The sequence below is a fragment of the Halomarina pelagica genome (assembly GCF_024228315.1).
Taxonomy (GTDB): domain Archaea; phylum Halobacteriota; class Halobacteria; order Halobacteriales; family Haloarculaceae; genus Halomarina; species Halomarina pelagica.
Window position 1 is genome coordinate 3254798 of record NZ_CP100454.1, and the last position, 15013, is coordinate 3269810.

Below are 15013 nucleotides of genomic sequence, written 5' to 3' on the forward strand. Positions count from 1 at the left end.
ACCGTGTCACTGGATGTAGGTCGGTTCCTCGGCGTCACAGTGCTCCTCGTGGCGCTTCGCGTCGTCGCGGTTGTCGAACATGAGTCCGCAGTCCTCACAGGAGTACCACGTCATGTCGTCCCGTTCGACCTGTGTCACCATACCCGATACTCTCCGCCCCTCGCCTATAGCCGTTACCCCGGTGGGCTGAAGACGCCCCGGTGGAAAGGGTCGGTATGACACGCGGGGTCGATCTGACCGTGCAGGGCGCGGAGAAGCGCGACGCCGGCCGCGGCATCGCGCGCCTCTCGAACGCGACCTCCCGGACGCTCGGCATCCTGAGCGGCGAGACGGTGGTGATCGCGGGCGACGACGGCAGCGAGACGGTCGCGAAGGTGTGGCCCGGCGGCGAGGACGGCGTCGTCCGCATCGACGCCGACACCCGCCGCAACGCGGGCGTGACGATCGGGGACACCGTCACCGTCCGGAAGGAGGACGTCGAGGACGCCCGGAGCGTCACCGTCTCGCTGCCGAACACGCCGGAGCACGAGGACCTCCCCGAGTACGTCAAGCGGCGGTTGCTCGACCGACCGATCCGGACCGACGAGCGCATCCACCTCGGGGGTATCGACGAGTACGCCGTCATCTCGGCGACCGATCCCGACGGGACGGTCCGGATCACAGACGACACCCGGGTGACGGTCGTCCCGGGCCAGGTCGCCGAGGGCCGATCGACCGGCGGGTCGTCGACCTCGACCGGCGGGCCGGGAGCGGCCGGCGGTTCCGACGGTGGGTCCGGATCCAGATCGGATTCGGAATCGCTCCCGCCCGCCGCGTCGACGCCGACGGGACCCGCCGCGAGCGACGTCACCTACGAGGACATCGGCGGGCTGGACGACGAACTCGACCTCATCCGCGAGATGATCGAACTCCCGCTTGCCGAGCCGGAGCTGTTCCGCCGACTCGGCGTCGAGCCGCCGAAGGGCGTCCTCCTGCACGGCCCGCCCGGCACCGGCAAGACGCTCATCGCGAAGGCGGTCGCCAACGAGGTCGCCGCGCACTTCATCACCATCTCGGGGCCCGAGATCGTCTCGAAGTACAAGGGCGAGAGCGAGGAGCGCATCCGCGAGAAGTTCGAGGAGGCGCGGGCGAACGCCCCGACGATCCTCTTCATCGACGAGGTCGACTCCATCGGCGGCGCGCGCGACGAGGACGCCGACATGGAGAACCGCGTCGTCGCCCAGCTCCTGACCGAACTCGACGGGCTGCGCGGGCGCGACGAGATCGTCGTCATCGGCGCGACCAACCGCGTCGACGCGATCGACCCGGCGCTCCGGCGCGGCGGCCGGTTCGACCGCGAGATCGAGATCGGCGTGCCGAACGAGGGGGGTCGACGCGAGATCCTCGACGTACACACCCGCGGCATGCCCCTCGCGGACGACGTGGACCTCGACGCGCTGGCCGGGCGCACGCACGGCTTCGTCGGCGCGGACGTGCGCTCGCTCACGACCGAGGCCGCGATGAGTGCGCTCCGGCGCTACCGGGACGAGCGCGACGACGGGGAGGGGGACGCCCCCGACCTGCTCGTCACGCGGGCCGACTTCGAGTCCGCGATGGCCGCCGTCGACCCGAGCGCCATGCGCGAGTACGTCGTCGAGACGCCCCTCACCACCTTCGAGGACGTGGGCGGGCTGGCGGAGGCGAAGGCGACGCTCCGCGAGACCGTACTGTGGCCCCTCTCCTACGAGCGGCTGTTCGCGGCGACGAACACCGCGCCCCCCTCGGGCATCCTCCTCTACGGTCCGCCGGGGACAGGAAAGACGCTCCTCGCGCGAGCCATCGCGGGCGAGAGCGGGGTGAACTTCATCCACGTCGCCGGGCCGGAACTCATCGACAAGTACGTCGGCGAGTCCGAGAAGGCCATCAGGGAGGTGTTCGAGCGCGCGCGTCAGACCGCCCCGACGATCGTCTTCTTCGACGAGATCGACGCGCTGGCCGGGCGACGTGGCGAGAGCCACGAGGTGACCGAGCGGGTCGTCTCCCAACTCTTGACCGAACTGGACGGGCTCGCCGCCAACCCGAACCTCGTCGTCCTCGCCGCGACGAACCGCTACGAGGCGCTCGATCCGGCGCTCCTCAGGCCCGGTCGCCTGGAGGCCCACGTCGAGGTGCCGCTGCCGGACGAGGGCGCGCGACGGGCCATCCTCGCGGTCCACACCGACGGCAAGCCCCTCGCGGAGGACGTGGACCTCGACGAACTCGCCGCCGACACGGTCGGCTACTCCGGCGCGGAACTGGAGGCGCTGGTCCGGCAGGCGTCGCTGCTGGCGATCCGCGAACTCGCCGGGGAACTCGGCCCGGAGGAGGCGAACGAGCGGGCCGACGAGATCAGGATCGGCCGCGGCCACTTCGAGGACGCCCGAGCGAAGGTCGAACCGCCCGGCGGCGGGCACTGAACGCGACTGTCGCGGGCCGATCGGTCACGCGCCGCCCGCGAGCACCTCTCCCGACAGGTCCATTCACCTCGGGAGCGTAGGGGAGCGCTATGAACGCCGCCCGAGTGCTCGCTCCGATCGTCTCGGCCCTCGCGGTCTGCGCGTACCGGCTGGTCGGTCCCGCCCGGTTGGATCCGGACGCCCGCTGGCCCGAGCGCCTGCACCGACGCTGGTTCCCCGCGCTCACGTCCCCCGTGCGGCGGTGGCTCCCGGGAACCGCCGCGCGCGAGGTGTCCGAGGACGAGTACGCGCTGACGCTTCCGCTCCCGCCCGGGGAGGTCGAGCGAGGGCTCCACGAGCGCGGGTTCGTGCGTCACCCCCTCTCCCGGGTGAAGACGCGCGAGGGGGTCGAGAGCGTCGGGTCGTGGGTCCGCCTCGATCGCCTCCTCGCCCGTCGGATGCTCCACGTGATGCTGTTCGCGGGCGAGGACGGCGAGACGACGCACGTCTACGCCCACGAGGAGTACTCCAGTCTGAACCCGCTGGTCGCCTACGCCCACTACGCGGGCGAGGGCCAGAGCGCGGCGGCGGGCGTCGAACGGGTGCGCGAACTACTGCCCCGCCCCTCGCGTGACGTCACGCCGTCTCCGTAATCACGCGCAGAGCGCCTCGACGCGCTCGCGCAACGCCGCCGGCCCCGTGGCGATCGCGTCCGCGGACGAGAGGTCCTGCGACTCGTTCGCGTCGGTCCGGTAGCCGACGCAGTACATCCCGGCGGCGGCCGCCGCGGCGACGCCGTGGGCCGAGTCCTCGACGGCGACGCACCGCTCGGGGGCGACGTCGAGGCGCGCGGCGGCGCGCTCGTACACGTCGGGCGCGGGCTTGCTCGGGCCGTCGACGTCCTCCGCGCTCACGACCGCGTCGAACGTCCCGCGGAGGTCGAACCGATCCAGAACGAGACGGATCCAGCGGTTGGGCGACGAGGAGACGATCGAGAGCGCCGTGCCGCGATCGCGCAGGCGCTCGCACAGCGGCTCGAACCCCTCCAGGAGCGCGACGCGCTCCGTGTACAGTTCCTCCGCGGCCTCGTCGTACAGCGCGACGAACGCCGCCTCGCTCATCGTCGTCCCGTACTCCTCGGCGAGGTGGGCGTGGAGGTCGGTGACGTTCATCCCGGTGATGTCGCTCGCCGTCACGGTCCCCGACTCGACCGCCCGCGGGAGGATGCGCTCGTTCTCCAGGGGGACCCAGTGGCGCTCTGAGTCGACGATCACCCCGTCCATGTCGAAGCAGACGGCGTCCATGTCCCGACGGTCACGCGACGTGACGATAGTCGTACCGGCGGACGGCGTCGCTGGTCGGCGTAGGGTCGATCAGTCCTCCCCGTCGACGATCGCGTCGGCCTCGATCTCGACCAGCATGTCGGGGTCGACGAGCCGGCTCACCTCGACCATGCTCGTCGCGGGTCGGATCTCGCCGAAGTACTCGGCGTGGGCGTCCCCGATCCGCTCCCAGTCGTCGATGTCGGTCACGAAGATACGGGTGCGGACGACGTCCGCCAGGGAGGCGTCCGCGCGTTCGAGGGCCGCCTCGACGTTCTCGATCGCCCGGACGGCCTGCCGGTAGGGATCGCCGCGGCCGACGATCGCGCCGTCCTCGTCGGTCGCCGTCGTGCCGGACACCCGCACGTGCGGGCCGACGCGGACGGCCCGCGAGTAGCCGACGCGCGACTCCCACTCCGTCCCGCTCGAAACGCGGTGGCGCTCCATGCCCGCCCATCGCGCGGCGGGAGGATAGCCGTGGCGGCGTCCGACCGCTAAAGCACGGTGCTTTCCCCTCGACGTTCCGTAACGGAGAACGGAGAGGCGGTCGAGCGGAACTCCGAATCCCTCGTGCTATGGACTCGCCCTTCGAGTCTACCAAGACGGATGCACCAGGCGACAGCTCGGCACTGGCTGGATTGACCAACCGCCCCTGGCGGATTGAAAGGGCGAGCGCTCTCGGTCCCTCCCGGACGAAGCAAGCACTACAGCGAGCGACCGAGGGGAGCGAGCGAAGCGCGCAGCGAGGCCCGGAGCGGTCGAGAGCGCGAGGGCTTTCGAGAACTGATCTTCGGGTCGACCGTCGTGACGTCCACGTCCTACGTCTACACGAACTGACGGAGTACACGACTCGTTTCGCAAATGTCGCTGTAAGCTCAATCCCAGAACGACTTCGTTCGGGCGTACTGGCGCTCCTGGGCGAGGATGTCGCGGTAGAAGTCGTCCTCGTTCTCGCGGAGCTTCGAGATGATTCGGGCGGCGTTGTGGGGGCCGACGCCGCGCGCCGCCAGCGCGATCACCGCCCGCTTGCCGTGGCTCTGGACGAGTCCGGCCGCGCGGTGGGCGCGCCGGGTCTGCTTCTCCTGCTCCTCGTCCTTCTCGGTCGCCCGGACGGCCGTCACCACCTCGTCGGCCCACGGGTTGAGCGCGGCGATCCGCGTCGACCCGCAGTGCGGACACTCGGGTTGCTCGGGGACGCGCCTCACCTGCTGGGTGCGCTTCCACTCCTCGCAGTGGACGCAGAACAGGAGGACGCGGTCCTCCCGGATGCGCTCGCGCACCGTCTCGACGACGCTCGCGTCGGCGTTCTCGGGCGCGAGCAGTTCGCGCCCGGACGAGCGGCCGCCGCGCCCGATCGACGTGCGCTCGTTGATCGCCTCGACGGCGACCTCGCCCGATCGGATCCGGCGCAGGACGGCGCTCGCGGTCGGAACGTCGAGGTCCTCGTGGAGCACCTCCCGGACGGCCTCGTCGTAGATCGGCGTGTCGCGGAGCGCTTCGAGCAAGCGCGAGCGCCCGAAGCCGTTCGTCCCCCCGCGCCAGCGCTTGAGCGCGCCGAACTTCGCCGCGACCTGCGCCAGCTTGAACTTCAGCGCGTCGGCGTTCTTGAGCGACAGTTCGATGAGCGTTCGCACGTGGTCCGGGTCGGTTTCTTCGAGCACTTCGACCACGTCGTAGCCCGTCACCCCGCGGGGGACCTCCAGTTCGATCCGGTAGGGGTCGACGTCCATCGCCACCGACGACCCGGTACGCTGGCCGAGCAGCGCGGAGACGAGCCGCCCGAGCGTCTCGTTCGCGCGGTGGCCGAAGGCCGCGTTGACCACGACCTCGCGGCCGAAGAACTCGACGACGACGCGGTCGGCCGCGGGCACCGCCGCCTCGTGGGCCTCGATCTGCTTCAGGGCCTCGCCCGCCGTGTGCTCGTCCGTCGGGTACCGCTCGCCGAGCCAGCGGGCGACCGCCTCGCGCGACTCCCCGGCGTCGAACCGCTCGCGCGCCCGCGCCCGGAGGTCGGCCACCTCCTGGGCCACCGGGAACGGGACGGGGATCTCCTGACCGGTCCAGGAGGGCACCTCGCCGGCGGGATCCCCGACGGGCGTCACCTTCACCTCCTCGTCCTCCTCGTCGACCTCCGTGATGCGCCACATCTCGCCGCGCTGGATGAACACCTCCCCCGGCGTGGCGAAGTTGACGACGAAGCGCTCGTCGAGCGTCCCCACCCCCCGCCCGGCGGCCATGTCGTACACCCGGTAGGTGGACTCGTCGGGGATCATCGAGAGGTTGGCGTAGACGTACTGCCACGTCCCGCTCGACTTCTCCAGCCGGTCGGCCGCCTCGTCGAGCCAGAGGATGCGGTTGCCCGAGAGTTCGCGCACCACCTCGCGGAACGCCTCCGGTTCGAGGTCGCGAAACGGGTAGGCGCGGGTGACGATCTCGTACGCCCGCACCGCGTCGATCTCGCTGAAGTCCATCAGCAGGCCGGCGATCTGGTTCGCTACCGTGTCGAGGCTGCCGTGGTGGATGTTGGCGGGTTCGACCGCGCCGCGTCGCGCCCGGTCCGCGATGACCAGCGCCTCGAACGTGTCGTCCGGGCGCGTCGTGACGACCGTCCCCGAGGAGACCACGTCCCGGCGGTGGCCCGCTCGCCCCACGCGCTGGAGCAGACGGGAGACCTGCCGCGGACTGGAGTACTGCACCACGTGGTCGATCCGACCCACGTCGATGCCGAGTTCCATCGACGACGTGCAGAGGAGCGCGTCGAGCGCCCCCGCCTTGAAGTCGTCCTCCACCTCGATCCGCGCCTCCTTCGAGAGCGAGCCGTGGTGGATGCCGATGTTCACGTCGAGTTCCTTGAACCGCGAGCCGAGCGCCTCCGCCGTCTGCCGGGTGTTGACGAACACGAGCGTCGACTCGTTGGCCTCGATCACGTCCCGGATCGCCCGGACGTGGCTCGCGACGTCGGGGTCGGTCATCAGCCGCCCCGCGAGGCGCTCGTCCTCCGGCGTGACCTCGGGCGTGAGCACGCGCAGGTCGAGTTCGCTCCCCACGTCGACCTCCACGATCGCGCACCTCCGGTCGCCCGTGAGGAACCGCCCGACCTCCTCCGGGTCCCCCACCGTCGCCGAGAGGCCGACGCGCTGGAAGTCCCCGGCGAGTTCGTACAGCCGCTCCAGCCCGACGGTCAACTGCGCGCCGCGCTTCGAACTCGCCAGCTCGTGCACCTCGTCGACGACGACGTGGCGTACGTCCGCGAGCGCCCGCCGGAGCTTCTCGCCCGTGAGCATCGCCTGGAGCGTCTCGGGCGTCGTCACGAGCACGTCGGGCGGGTCGTTCGCCTGCTGCGTGCGCCGGTACCGCGAGGTGTCGCCGTGGCGGACGTCGATGTCGAGGTCAAGCTCCTCGCCCCACCACTCCAGGCGCTCGCGCATGTCGCGGTTCAGCGCCCGCAGCGGCGTGACGTAGAGCGCCGAAATGCCGTGGACGCCCGCCGCCTCGTCGGCCCGCCGCCGCACGACGGCGTCGAGCACCGGCAGCATCGCCGTCTCGGTCTTCCCCGTCCCCGTCGGCGCGATGACGAGCGCGTTGCGCCCGGCGACCAGGGCGGGGATCGCCCGGCGCTGGGGCTCCGTGGGCGTCTCGAACCCCCGCTCGGACAGCGCCGCCCGCACCCGGTCGCCGAGGTGCGTGAACGCGTCCATCCCCGCCGTCACCTCGCGCTCACCCATTCGGGTTCGGTAGGACCCTCGGCCGATTAAGGCCTGCGTGTTCGCGGTTGGCACGGCCCCAACGTATCAGAAAGCGTAATGTACCATTGAGCTTTGATATCACACCACGATGGATTCGACGATCTCGGCGCGAGGGAGTCACACCCGACGGTTGAACGCGGACGGGAAGGGACTGGCGGCGTTTTTCGCGCTCGCCTTTTTCCTCTCCTGGCTCCTCTGGATCCCCGCCGCGCTCGCTTCGCGCGAGATCGTCGAAGCGCCGTTGTCGACCGGAACGGCGCGGTTTCTCGGAGTATTCGGGCCGACCGTCGCTGCGCTCGTCGTAACCGGTGCGACGGAAGGTCGGCCGGGCGTCCGTCGCCTGCTCGCCGGGCTCCACAGGTGGCGCGTCGGTGGCAGATGGTACCTCTTCGTCCTGCTCTGGCCGCCGGCTCTACTGCTCGGCGTCGGAGTGCTCGCGACTGCGCTCGGCGGCCCGTTCCCCGACTACGCGACCCCACCGGTACTCGATCTGTATCCGGTCCCGCCCGAGGTGGCGGCGCTCGGTCCGTGGCCGCTCTTCCCCGTCGTCTTCCTCCAAACGCTCCTGCTCGGTAGTCCGCTGGGTGAAGAACTAGGGTGGCGGGGATACGCACTTCCGCGACTTCAGGCGGGACGGAGCGCCCTCGTAGCGAGCGTCCTGATCGGGTTCGCCTGGGGTCTCTGGCACCTCCCGCTTGCACTGACAGTCGGCGATCCGCTCAACGGCACGCGGTTCGCGCCGTACCTGGCGACGGTCGTCCTCGACGCGATACTGTTCACGTGGGTGTTCAACAACACGGACGGTAGCCTCCTGCTCGCGATACTCTTCCACACGTCGATCGCCGTAGCGGGACTGTTCGTCGCCGCACCGGACGCACCGCTGCTCTCACTCGGACTGCGCGCCGCGACCGTCGGGGCGGTGCTCGCGCTGACCGATCCGGCGACGTTGACGAGGCGGTGAGCGCCGTCCGTCACACCCGCGTGTACTCCCCCAGCCGCGTCCCGTCGAGCAGGTACGCCTGCGCGCCGTCCATCCCCTCCGGGAGGAACGGCGCGAGGAAGCCCTGGCCGGCGTTCGTCCACGTCCCGCCGAGGAGGTCGTTGAACGCCGGGCAAACGACGAGTTCGCCGTCGATCTCCACCGACCCGTGGAACGCCTCGAACGGCTCGGGATCCAGGCGGCCGCGGAGCCACGCGCGCTCGGCGCGGCTGCCGCCCACCTCGTCCTCCAGTCGGACCATCGGGTGCTCGTGACCCATCGCGACCACGTCCGCCCGGAGCACGTCCGGGCCGGGCCACGTGTGCCCGTGGACGAACCCGACCCGACCGAAGCGCGCGCCGCGGCTCGGGGTCGTCTCGATCGGGTGGGCGGCGTCGATCGCGTCGGCCGCGTCCTCGACGCCGCCGTCGTGGTTGCCCCGTACCACGGTGACGGGGACGCGCGCCGCGACCGCAGACAGCAGGCGCTCTAACTCGCGGCGCTCCTCGCGGCCCGGCGCGCCGATGGCGTTCCCGAGGTCGCCGAGGAAGACGACGCGCTCCGCGTCGGTGCGCGAGAGCAGGTCGAGCACCGCCTCGCGTCGCGCCGCGGCGCGGCTGCGCAACTCGACACCGTCGTACCGGAGCGCGACCTCCAGGCCCGCGTGGTAGTCGGCGACGACGAGCGCGCGGTCCCCGTCGAGCGTCGCGACGGCCGCCGGCTCACCCGGGACCGGCTCGAACACCGCTAGATGGGCTTGAGGCGGTCGTCGCTCGGCTCGTAGCACTGGCCGCTCATCAGCGCGTCCTGTATCGCGTCCTCGACCTCGTCCCCGCCCGCGCCGGTGGCGTCGGCCACCCGCCCGATCAGCTCGTCGCGCGGCGCGCCGTCGCCGTCGTCGAGTTCGCGCATCGTCGCCAGCAGAACCTCCTCGAGGTCGAAGTCCTCGGCCGGTGCCTCGGCCGGTTCGTCACCGGCCGACGCCTCGGGTGTCTCCGTGGGCTCGGGCTCCTCGGCGGGTTCGTCGCTCACCTCCGCCGCGAGTTCGCGGTCGGAGTCGAGTTCGGGTTCCCCCCCGGCGGTGGGCTCCGCCTCGGCCTCTGTCTCCGACTCGGACTCGGACTCCGGCGTCGGTTCCGGTTCGGGTTCCGCCTCGGACGCGCCCTCGGGTTCGGCGGCGGGCGTCTCGGGTTCGATGTCGGCCTCGCCCGCGGGCTCGACCTCGCCGCCGGTCGAGAACTCCGTGCCGAACTCCTCCTCGACCTCCTGGCGGGTCTCCTCGTCGAGTTCGAAGTCGTCCGGGTCGAACTCGCCCGGATCGAAGTCGCCGAGTTCGTCCTCCGCGGTCGGTTCACCCTCGGCGGCCGCGCCCTCCGCGGCGTCTTCCGACTCGGCGGCGGGCTCGGAGTCGGCGGTCGATTCGGTCTCGGCGGACGCCGATTCGGCCTCGGCGGCGTCCCCCGTCGGCGTCGGTTCGGGCGACGCCGATTCGGGTTCCGGCTCGGGTTCGGGCTCTGTGTCCCCGACGTCGGCCTCCCGCTCCTCAGCCGCCGCCTCGGACTCGGCGTCCGCGTCCGCCGCCGTCCGCTCCGTCGTCTCGGGGTCGGCCTCCGACGCCGACTCGGTCTCCGCGGTCCGCTCCATCTCCTCCGCGTCGGTGCTGGTCGCCATCGTACCCGGCGCGACCGCCTCCACGTCAAGGTCGAGGGCCACGTCGACGGCGGGCGCGAACGGTTCGTCGCCGCCCTCGTCGGGCGCGACGGCGAGGTCGCCAACCTCGTCCACCTCGTCGGCGACGAGGCGCGCGGCGTCGAGTGCGAGGTCCTGTAGCGCAGCGAGGTACCCGCGGGTGGTTCCGTACTGCTCCATCGCGATGGGGATGCCGGCGGCGAGGCTCGCGTCCACGCCGGCGTCGGAGAGCGCCTCGCGCAGCCCCGATCCGCTCAGCCCGGAGTCGAGCGCCGCCGCGAAGGTGGCGACGCGTTCGAGCGTCCGCTCCGCGGCGTTGACCGTCCAGCGGTCGCGCGTGTCGGCGTCGATCTCGCTCACGCTCTCCGGGCGCACGGAGGTGTAGACGACCGCAGAGTCCTCCGGCTGGAAGGTGCGAGCCTTGCCGGTCACGGCGACGAACGCGGGCGGTTCGGCGCGGTCGAGGAACGCCATCGCCTCGGGCTGGTACTGCCCGGCGTAGACGACGAACGCGCCCGTCGGGTCCACGACCCGCGCCCGGAGGATGTTCTCGCCCGCCTGGGTCACCTCCGTGAGGACGCCCGCGACGAACAGCCGGTTGACCCGCGCGCCCGTCGGCGTGACGACGTAGTTCGGCGCGCGCTCCTCGTCGCTCTCCGAGTAGGAGTACTCCGCGTCGTCGAACTCGGCGGCGAACAGGCGGTGGGCGACCTCCCGGCGGCCGGGCGCGGAACTCACGCGCTCACCTCCGTCAGGAGCGCCCGAGCGCGTTCGCCGGGGTCCTCCTCGACGAGGTCGAACTCGCTCGCGTCGAGGTTCGCGCCGTACTCGTCCACGGAGAGCACCCCGCGGACGCGGTACTCCTTGCCGACGACCCGCGCCGCGATGTCGTCGGCGACGACCTCCTTGTCCATCGCGTCGCGGGCGTGTTCGAGGGCGTCTGCGAGCGTCCCGCCGTAGACTTCCTCGGTGAGGTCGCGGTCGAGGACGGCGGTGACGGTGCCCGTTCCGTCGTCGAGGATGGCCTTCACGCGCAGGTCGTCCACGCCGTCCACCTCGCCGTGGCTGCGACACTGGCCGTTCTGGATGACGCGGTTGCACTCCGGACAGCGCTGGATGAGGCCGGAGCCGTCGCGCACGTCGAGCAGGTTGCCGACGAGTTCGACGTCGAACGCGCCGCCCTCGTCGACCGCCTCCCCCACGGCCCTGCGCGGGGCCGCGTCGCTCACCTCGACCGCGCGGTCGAGCGGCGTCACCGTCGTGAACTCAGACAGGTTGACCGAGGGGACGCCCCGGAACTCGCGGACGTAGCAGTCCTCGAGTCTGAGCGACGCGCCCTCGGCGACGTCGGGGTGCGGGTTCCAGTCGGTGAACGGGAGGCGGGCGGTCTCGTCGGCGAGCACGCCGCTCAGGATGTCCGTCGGGCCGTCGCGCCCGTCGATGGTGCGCGACTCCACCTCGATGACGGCGACCTCGACGTTGGCGCCGCGGTCGCCGGGGTCGAGGTCCGCGAGCGACGCGTCGCCGCCGACCTCGTAGGGGACCGAGAGCGTCTCGTCTGCGAACGTGACGTCGGTGCTCTCGCCGAGGTTGAGTTCCGGCTCGCCCTCCCACTCGCGGACGCCCGCGTTCCCGGCGGTGATCGTCGCGCCCGGTTCGAGGCCGAAGTCGGTCCAGGCGGTGTAGGAGATCCTCCCGCTCTCGTCGGCGAGTTCACCCTCGAAGATGGTGTAGTCGTCGCCCTGGTAGCGGATGGTCCGCTTGCCGACGGTCAGGACGCGGGCGGTGACGGTCACGCTCGCGTCCTCGGTCGTGACGTCGCCGATCGACTTCGAGGCGGGGGCCGCCCCGCCGCCGCTCCCCCCGCCGTACTTCCGGCGGAGGCTCTGGACGGCCTCGTCGATCGGGACGTCGTACTCCAGGAGGTTCTGCAGGTCCGCTTTGACCTCCTCTGTGTCTGCGCCGAGGTCGGAGGCGAGTGCCTCGGCACGGTCGTCGATGTCCATCGGGAGAGCATTGCCCGGTCTGTAATAAAAGCGTTCGCACCACCGGGATCCGAAATTCCGATACCCCTCGGCGGTGCACTCACCCCATGCACGTCCTCGTCAACGCCGCGACGAGCGCGGACGGGAAGCTCTCGACTCGACGGCGCGAGCAGGTTCGCATCAGCGGCGACGACGACTTCGCCCGCGTCGACCGCCTGCGGGCGGAGGCCGACGCCGTGATGGTCGGCGTCGGGACCGTCCTCGCGGACGACCCCTCGCTCGTCCGGTTCGACCGCCGGCACCGCGAGCGGATCGGGAAGTCGGGCGTCCCCGCCCGCGTCGTCGCGGACTCGCGGGCGCGCACGCCCCCCGACGCGGAGATCCTGCGAGGCGACGCGCCGACCTACGTCCTCGCGAGCGAGGCCGCCCCCGCGGACCGCCGCGAGGCGCTCGTCGGGGCGGGGGCGGAACTCGTCGTCGCCGGGGAGGGGCGCGTGGACCTCGACGCCGCCCTCGACGCGCTCGCGGACGACGGCGTCGCCGACCTCATGGTCGAGGGGGGCGGCGAACTGATCTTCTCGCTGGTCGAGGCGGGCCTCGTGGACGAACTGTCGGTGTTCGTCGGCCCCCTCCTGATCGGCGGCCGGGACGCGCCGACGCTCGCCGACGGCCAGGGGTTCGTCGAGGACTTCCCACGCCTCGAACTCGACGACGTGGAACTCCTCGACGGCGGCGCGGTGCTCACCTGGACCGTCGTCGGATGACCGCGTCCCACCGGATCGCCGTCGAGCGACGCCCTCCTCCGAGCGAGACCGGAATCACCAGGTAATACCACTCGATTTATACCCGCCTCGTCGGAGGGTGACGTATGTTCGACCGACTGACCCGACTCCGCGAGGTCGCACGGTGGATGGGTCCCTCGTGGCTCGCGGGGGCGATCGCGGCCGGCCCGGCGACGATGGCGAGCCTCCTGACGGCGGGGGCGGCGTTCGGCTACGACCTGCTCTGGGTCGTCGTCCTCTCGGCCGTCCTCGGCACCCTGGCGCAGTACCTCTCCATGCGTCTCGGCCTGCTGACCGAGCGCGGCATCGTCGCCGCCGTCGAGCGGCACCTCGGCGGCGGCTGGGCGTGGGTGCTCGTGGTCGACGCCGTCCTCGCCGCGGGGCTGGCGCAGCTCGTCATCATGAAGGGGCTCGCGGACGTGACGGCGGCGCTCACGGGGATCGACGCGCGGGTCGCGGGCGTCGGCTGGGCGCTCGTCCTCGCGGTCGGTCTCGCCGGCGGCGGGTACCGCGTCGCCGAACTCGGGGCGAAGGTGCTCGTCGCGGGCGTCGTGCTCGCGTTCGTCGCCACGCTGTCGGCGGTCCCGGTCGACGCGACGGCCGCCCTCGGCGGTCTCGTCCCCGCGGTCCCCGACGGCGGCGCGTTGCTCGTCGCGGGGATCCTCGGCGGGGCGGTCCACGTCACGCTCGTGACCATGCACACCTACACCGTCCGCGCCCGGGGGTGGACCCGCGAGGACCACGCCGCGGCGACGCTCGACGTGGTGGGGTCGATGGGCGTCGCCTTCGGCGCGTACAGCCTCGCCATCTTCCTCGTCGCCGCGAGCGTCCTCGGCGGGACCCCCGACGTCACGGCGGTCGCGGCCGGCCGCGCGCTCGCGCCCGTCGCGGGCGCGTCGGCGGAGTGGCTGTTCCTCCTCGGCCTGCTCGGCGCGGCCGTCTCGACGCTCGGCGGGAACACCGTCGTCCCGCCCTACCTCGTGGCCGACCGACTCGGCTGGGACACCGACGTGGAGGACCCCCGCTACCGCGCCCTGCTCGCCGGGACGGCGCTCGCCTCCGCCGCCGGCGCGTTCCTCGGCGGCGCGTTCTTTCCGCTGCTCGTGCTCGTCATCGCCTTCGGTCTCGTCGCGACGCCGTTCGCCCTCGCGGTCGTGCTCTACCTCCTCAACGACCCGGCGGCCGTCCCCTCGGTGAACGGCCGCCTCGCCAACCTCGCTGGCGGCGCGCTGCTGGCGATCGTCGTCGCGGTGAACGTCGCCCGACTGCGCGAGCGGGTCGCGCTCTCCGGCGGCGCGGGTGCGCTCGATCTGGCCGTGCTCGCGTTCGCGGTCGTCACCGGCGCGGCGACGCTCCTCGTACTGGGGAAGCTCTGGCGTCGATCGTACGCCCCCGGACGGCGTCGCCGGACCGATTCCGATTCGCGCTGAGCGCGCGGGAGAGAAGGGCGCTAGTGCTGGTGTCCCGTCGCCTCGCCGAAGGACATCCCGAAGCGCTGCTCGAAGAGGTCCATGGTGGTGCCCTCGATGGCCTGTAGTCGCTCGTCGGCCTCGCCCTGGCCGTGCGCGACGGTCGCGTGGATGCGCTGTGCGCAGGACATGAGCGCGAGGTCGCCGACGACCTCGGCGGCGCTCTGGCCGTCCTCCGCGAGGAGGTCGAGCAGGTGGGAGGGGAGCGTCACTTCGTCCTCGCCGTCCGGCGATTCGATGGTGATCAGGACCGTGTCGTCGTTCGTCGTCATGGCGCTCGCTTGCGGCCGCGAACGTAAACCTCTGCTGGGTCCGGACGCGCCGCTCGTCCGTCCCACTCGCCCGTCAGTCTTCGTGCTCGTCGGTCAGTCTTCGTGCTCGTCCGTCGGTCCTCGTTCTGCTACGGTTCGTCGCGACAGTCCGGACACTCGCCGTCTTCGACGTACACCTCCAGGACCGTCTGGCCGCAGCTCGGGCACTCCACGAGGACGTCGTCGGGTGTTCGCTTGGGCTTCGACATGGTTCTCTCGCGCAGCGGGCGGGACGTCGGGTCGCGGTGGGTGAGGCCGACTCCTCGCCCGATCCGCCGCGAACGAGCGTCTCGTCCCCGTTCCCCGGCGTTCGGTC

13 protein-coding genes are annotated in these 15013 nt (G+C 71.8%); 5 read left to right on the forward strand and 8 right to left on the reverse strand.

Going from position 1 to position 15013, the window contains the following annotated elements; all coding sequences use genetic code 11:
* Positions 1-6: 6 nt before the first annotated feature.
* Positions 7-141, reverse strand: a complete 135-nt coding sequence (locus NKI68_RS23615; RefSeq protein ID WP_256562647.1) for a DUF7128 family protein — start codon at positions 139-141, stop codon at positions 7-9.
* Positions 142-215: 74 nt separating this feature from the next.
* On the opposite strand from NKI68_RS23615, the gene NKI68_RS17020 reads away from it, so the two are divergent.
* Positions 216-2435, forward strand: a complete 2220-nt coding sequence (locus NKI68_RS17020; protein WP_254544318.1) for an AAA family ATPase — start codon at positions 216-218, stop codon at positions 2433-2435.
* An 89-nt stretch (positions 2436-2524) separates the two neighbouring features.
* Positions 2525-3067, forward strand: coding sequence for a hypothetical protein (locus NKI68_RS17025; RefSeq protein ID WP_254544319.1), 543 nt, complete (start codon positions 2525-2527; stop codon positions 3065-3067).
* Here NKI68_RS17025 and NKI68_RS17030 read toward each other — a convergent pair whose 3' ends face one another.
* The 3 genes from NKI68_RS17030 to NKI68_RS17040 all read right to left on the reverse strand — a co-directional run bounded on the left by NKI68_RS17030 (position 3068) and on the right by NKI68_RS17040 (position 7461).
* Positions 3068-3718 carry an HAD family hydrolase gene (locus NKI68_RS17030; RefSeq protein ID WP_254544320.1) on the reverse strand — a complete coding sequence of 217 codons (651 nt, stop codon included), beginning with the start codon at positions 3716-3718 and terminating at the stop codon, positions 3068-3070.
* A gap of 69 nt (positions 3719-3787) precedes the next feature.
* Positions 3788-4183 (reverse strand): RidA family protein, encoded by a 396-nt coding sequence (locus NKI68_RS17035; RefSeq protein ID WP_254544321.1) that lies wholly within the window; start codon positions 4181-4183, stop codon positions 3788-3790.
* A 428-nt stretch (positions 4184-4611) separates the two neighbouring features.
* Positions 4612-7461 carry a DEAD/DEAH box helicase gene (locus NKI68_RS17040; protein WP_254544322.1) on the reverse strand — a complete coding sequence of 950 codons (2850 nt, stop codon included), beginning with the start codon at positions 7459-7461 and terminating at the stop codon, positions 4612-4614.
* A 109-nt stretch (positions 7462-7570) separates the two neighbouring features.
* Between NKI68_RS17040 and NKI68_RS17045 the strand changes: the two genes are divergently transcribed.
* The gene (locus tag NKI68_RS17045; RefSeq protein ID WP_254544323.1) at positions 7571-8443 is read left to right on the forward strand and encodes a CPBP family intramembrane glutamic endopeptidase; all 873 of its coding nucleotides are present in this window, start codon (positions 7571-7573) and stop codon (positions 8441-8443) included.
* A gap of 10 nt (positions 8444-8453) precedes the next feature.
* On the opposite strand, the gene NKI68_RS17050 is transcribed toward NKI68_RS17045, so the two are convergent.
* From NKI68_RS17050 to NKI68_RS17060, 3 genes are read right to left on the reverse strand one after another with little or no spacing between them, the layout of a single operon-like run.
* Positions 8454-9206, reverse strand: a complete 753-nt coding sequence (locus NKI68_RS17050) for a metallophosphoesterase (protein WP_254544324.1) — start codon at positions 9204-9206, stop codon at positions 8454-8456.
* Positions 9207-9208: 2 nt separating this feature from the next.
* The gene (locus NKI68_RS17055; protein WP_254544325.1) at positions 9209-10888 is read right to left on the reverse strand and encodes an RPA family protein; all 1680 of its coding nucleotides are present in this window, start codon (positions 10886-10888) and stop codon (positions 9209-9211) included.
* Positions 10885-12156 (reverse strand): Single-stranded DNA binding protein, encoded by a 1272-nt coding sequence (locus NKI68_RS17060; RefSeq protein ID WP_254544326.1) that lies wholly within the window; start codon positions 12154-12156, stop codon positions 10885-10887. Before NKI68_RS17060 ends, NKI68_RS17055 begins: the two co-directional genes overlap by 4 nt.
* A gap of 86 nt (positions 12157-12242) precedes the next feature.
* Between NKI68_RS17060 and NKI68_RS17065 the strand changes: the two genes are divergently transcribed.
* Positions 12243-12899 carry a 2,5-diamino-6-(ribosylamino)-4(3H)-pyrimidinone 5'-phosphate reductase gene (locus NKI68_RS17065; protein WP_254544327.1) on the forward strand — a complete coding sequence of 219 codons (657 nt, stop codon included), beginning with the start codon at positions 12243-12245 and terminating at the stop codon, positions 12897-12899.
* A 104-nt stretch (positions 12900-13003) separates the two neighbouring features.
* Entirely contained in the window at positions 13004-14347 is a 1344-nt protein-coding gene (locus NKI68_RS17070) for an NRAMP family divalent metal transporter (protein WP_254544328.1), read from the forward strand.
* Positions 14348-14367: 20 nt separating this feature from the next.
* On the opposite strand, the gene NKI68_RS17075 is transcribed toward NKI68_RS17070, so the two are convergent.
* Positions 14368-14658 (reverse strand): DUF7545 family protein, encoded by a 291-nt coding sequence (locus NKI68_RS17075; protein WP_254544329.1) that lies wholly within the window; start codon positions 14656-14658, stop codon positions 14368-14370.
* Positions 14659-15013 lie beyond the last annotated feature (355 nt).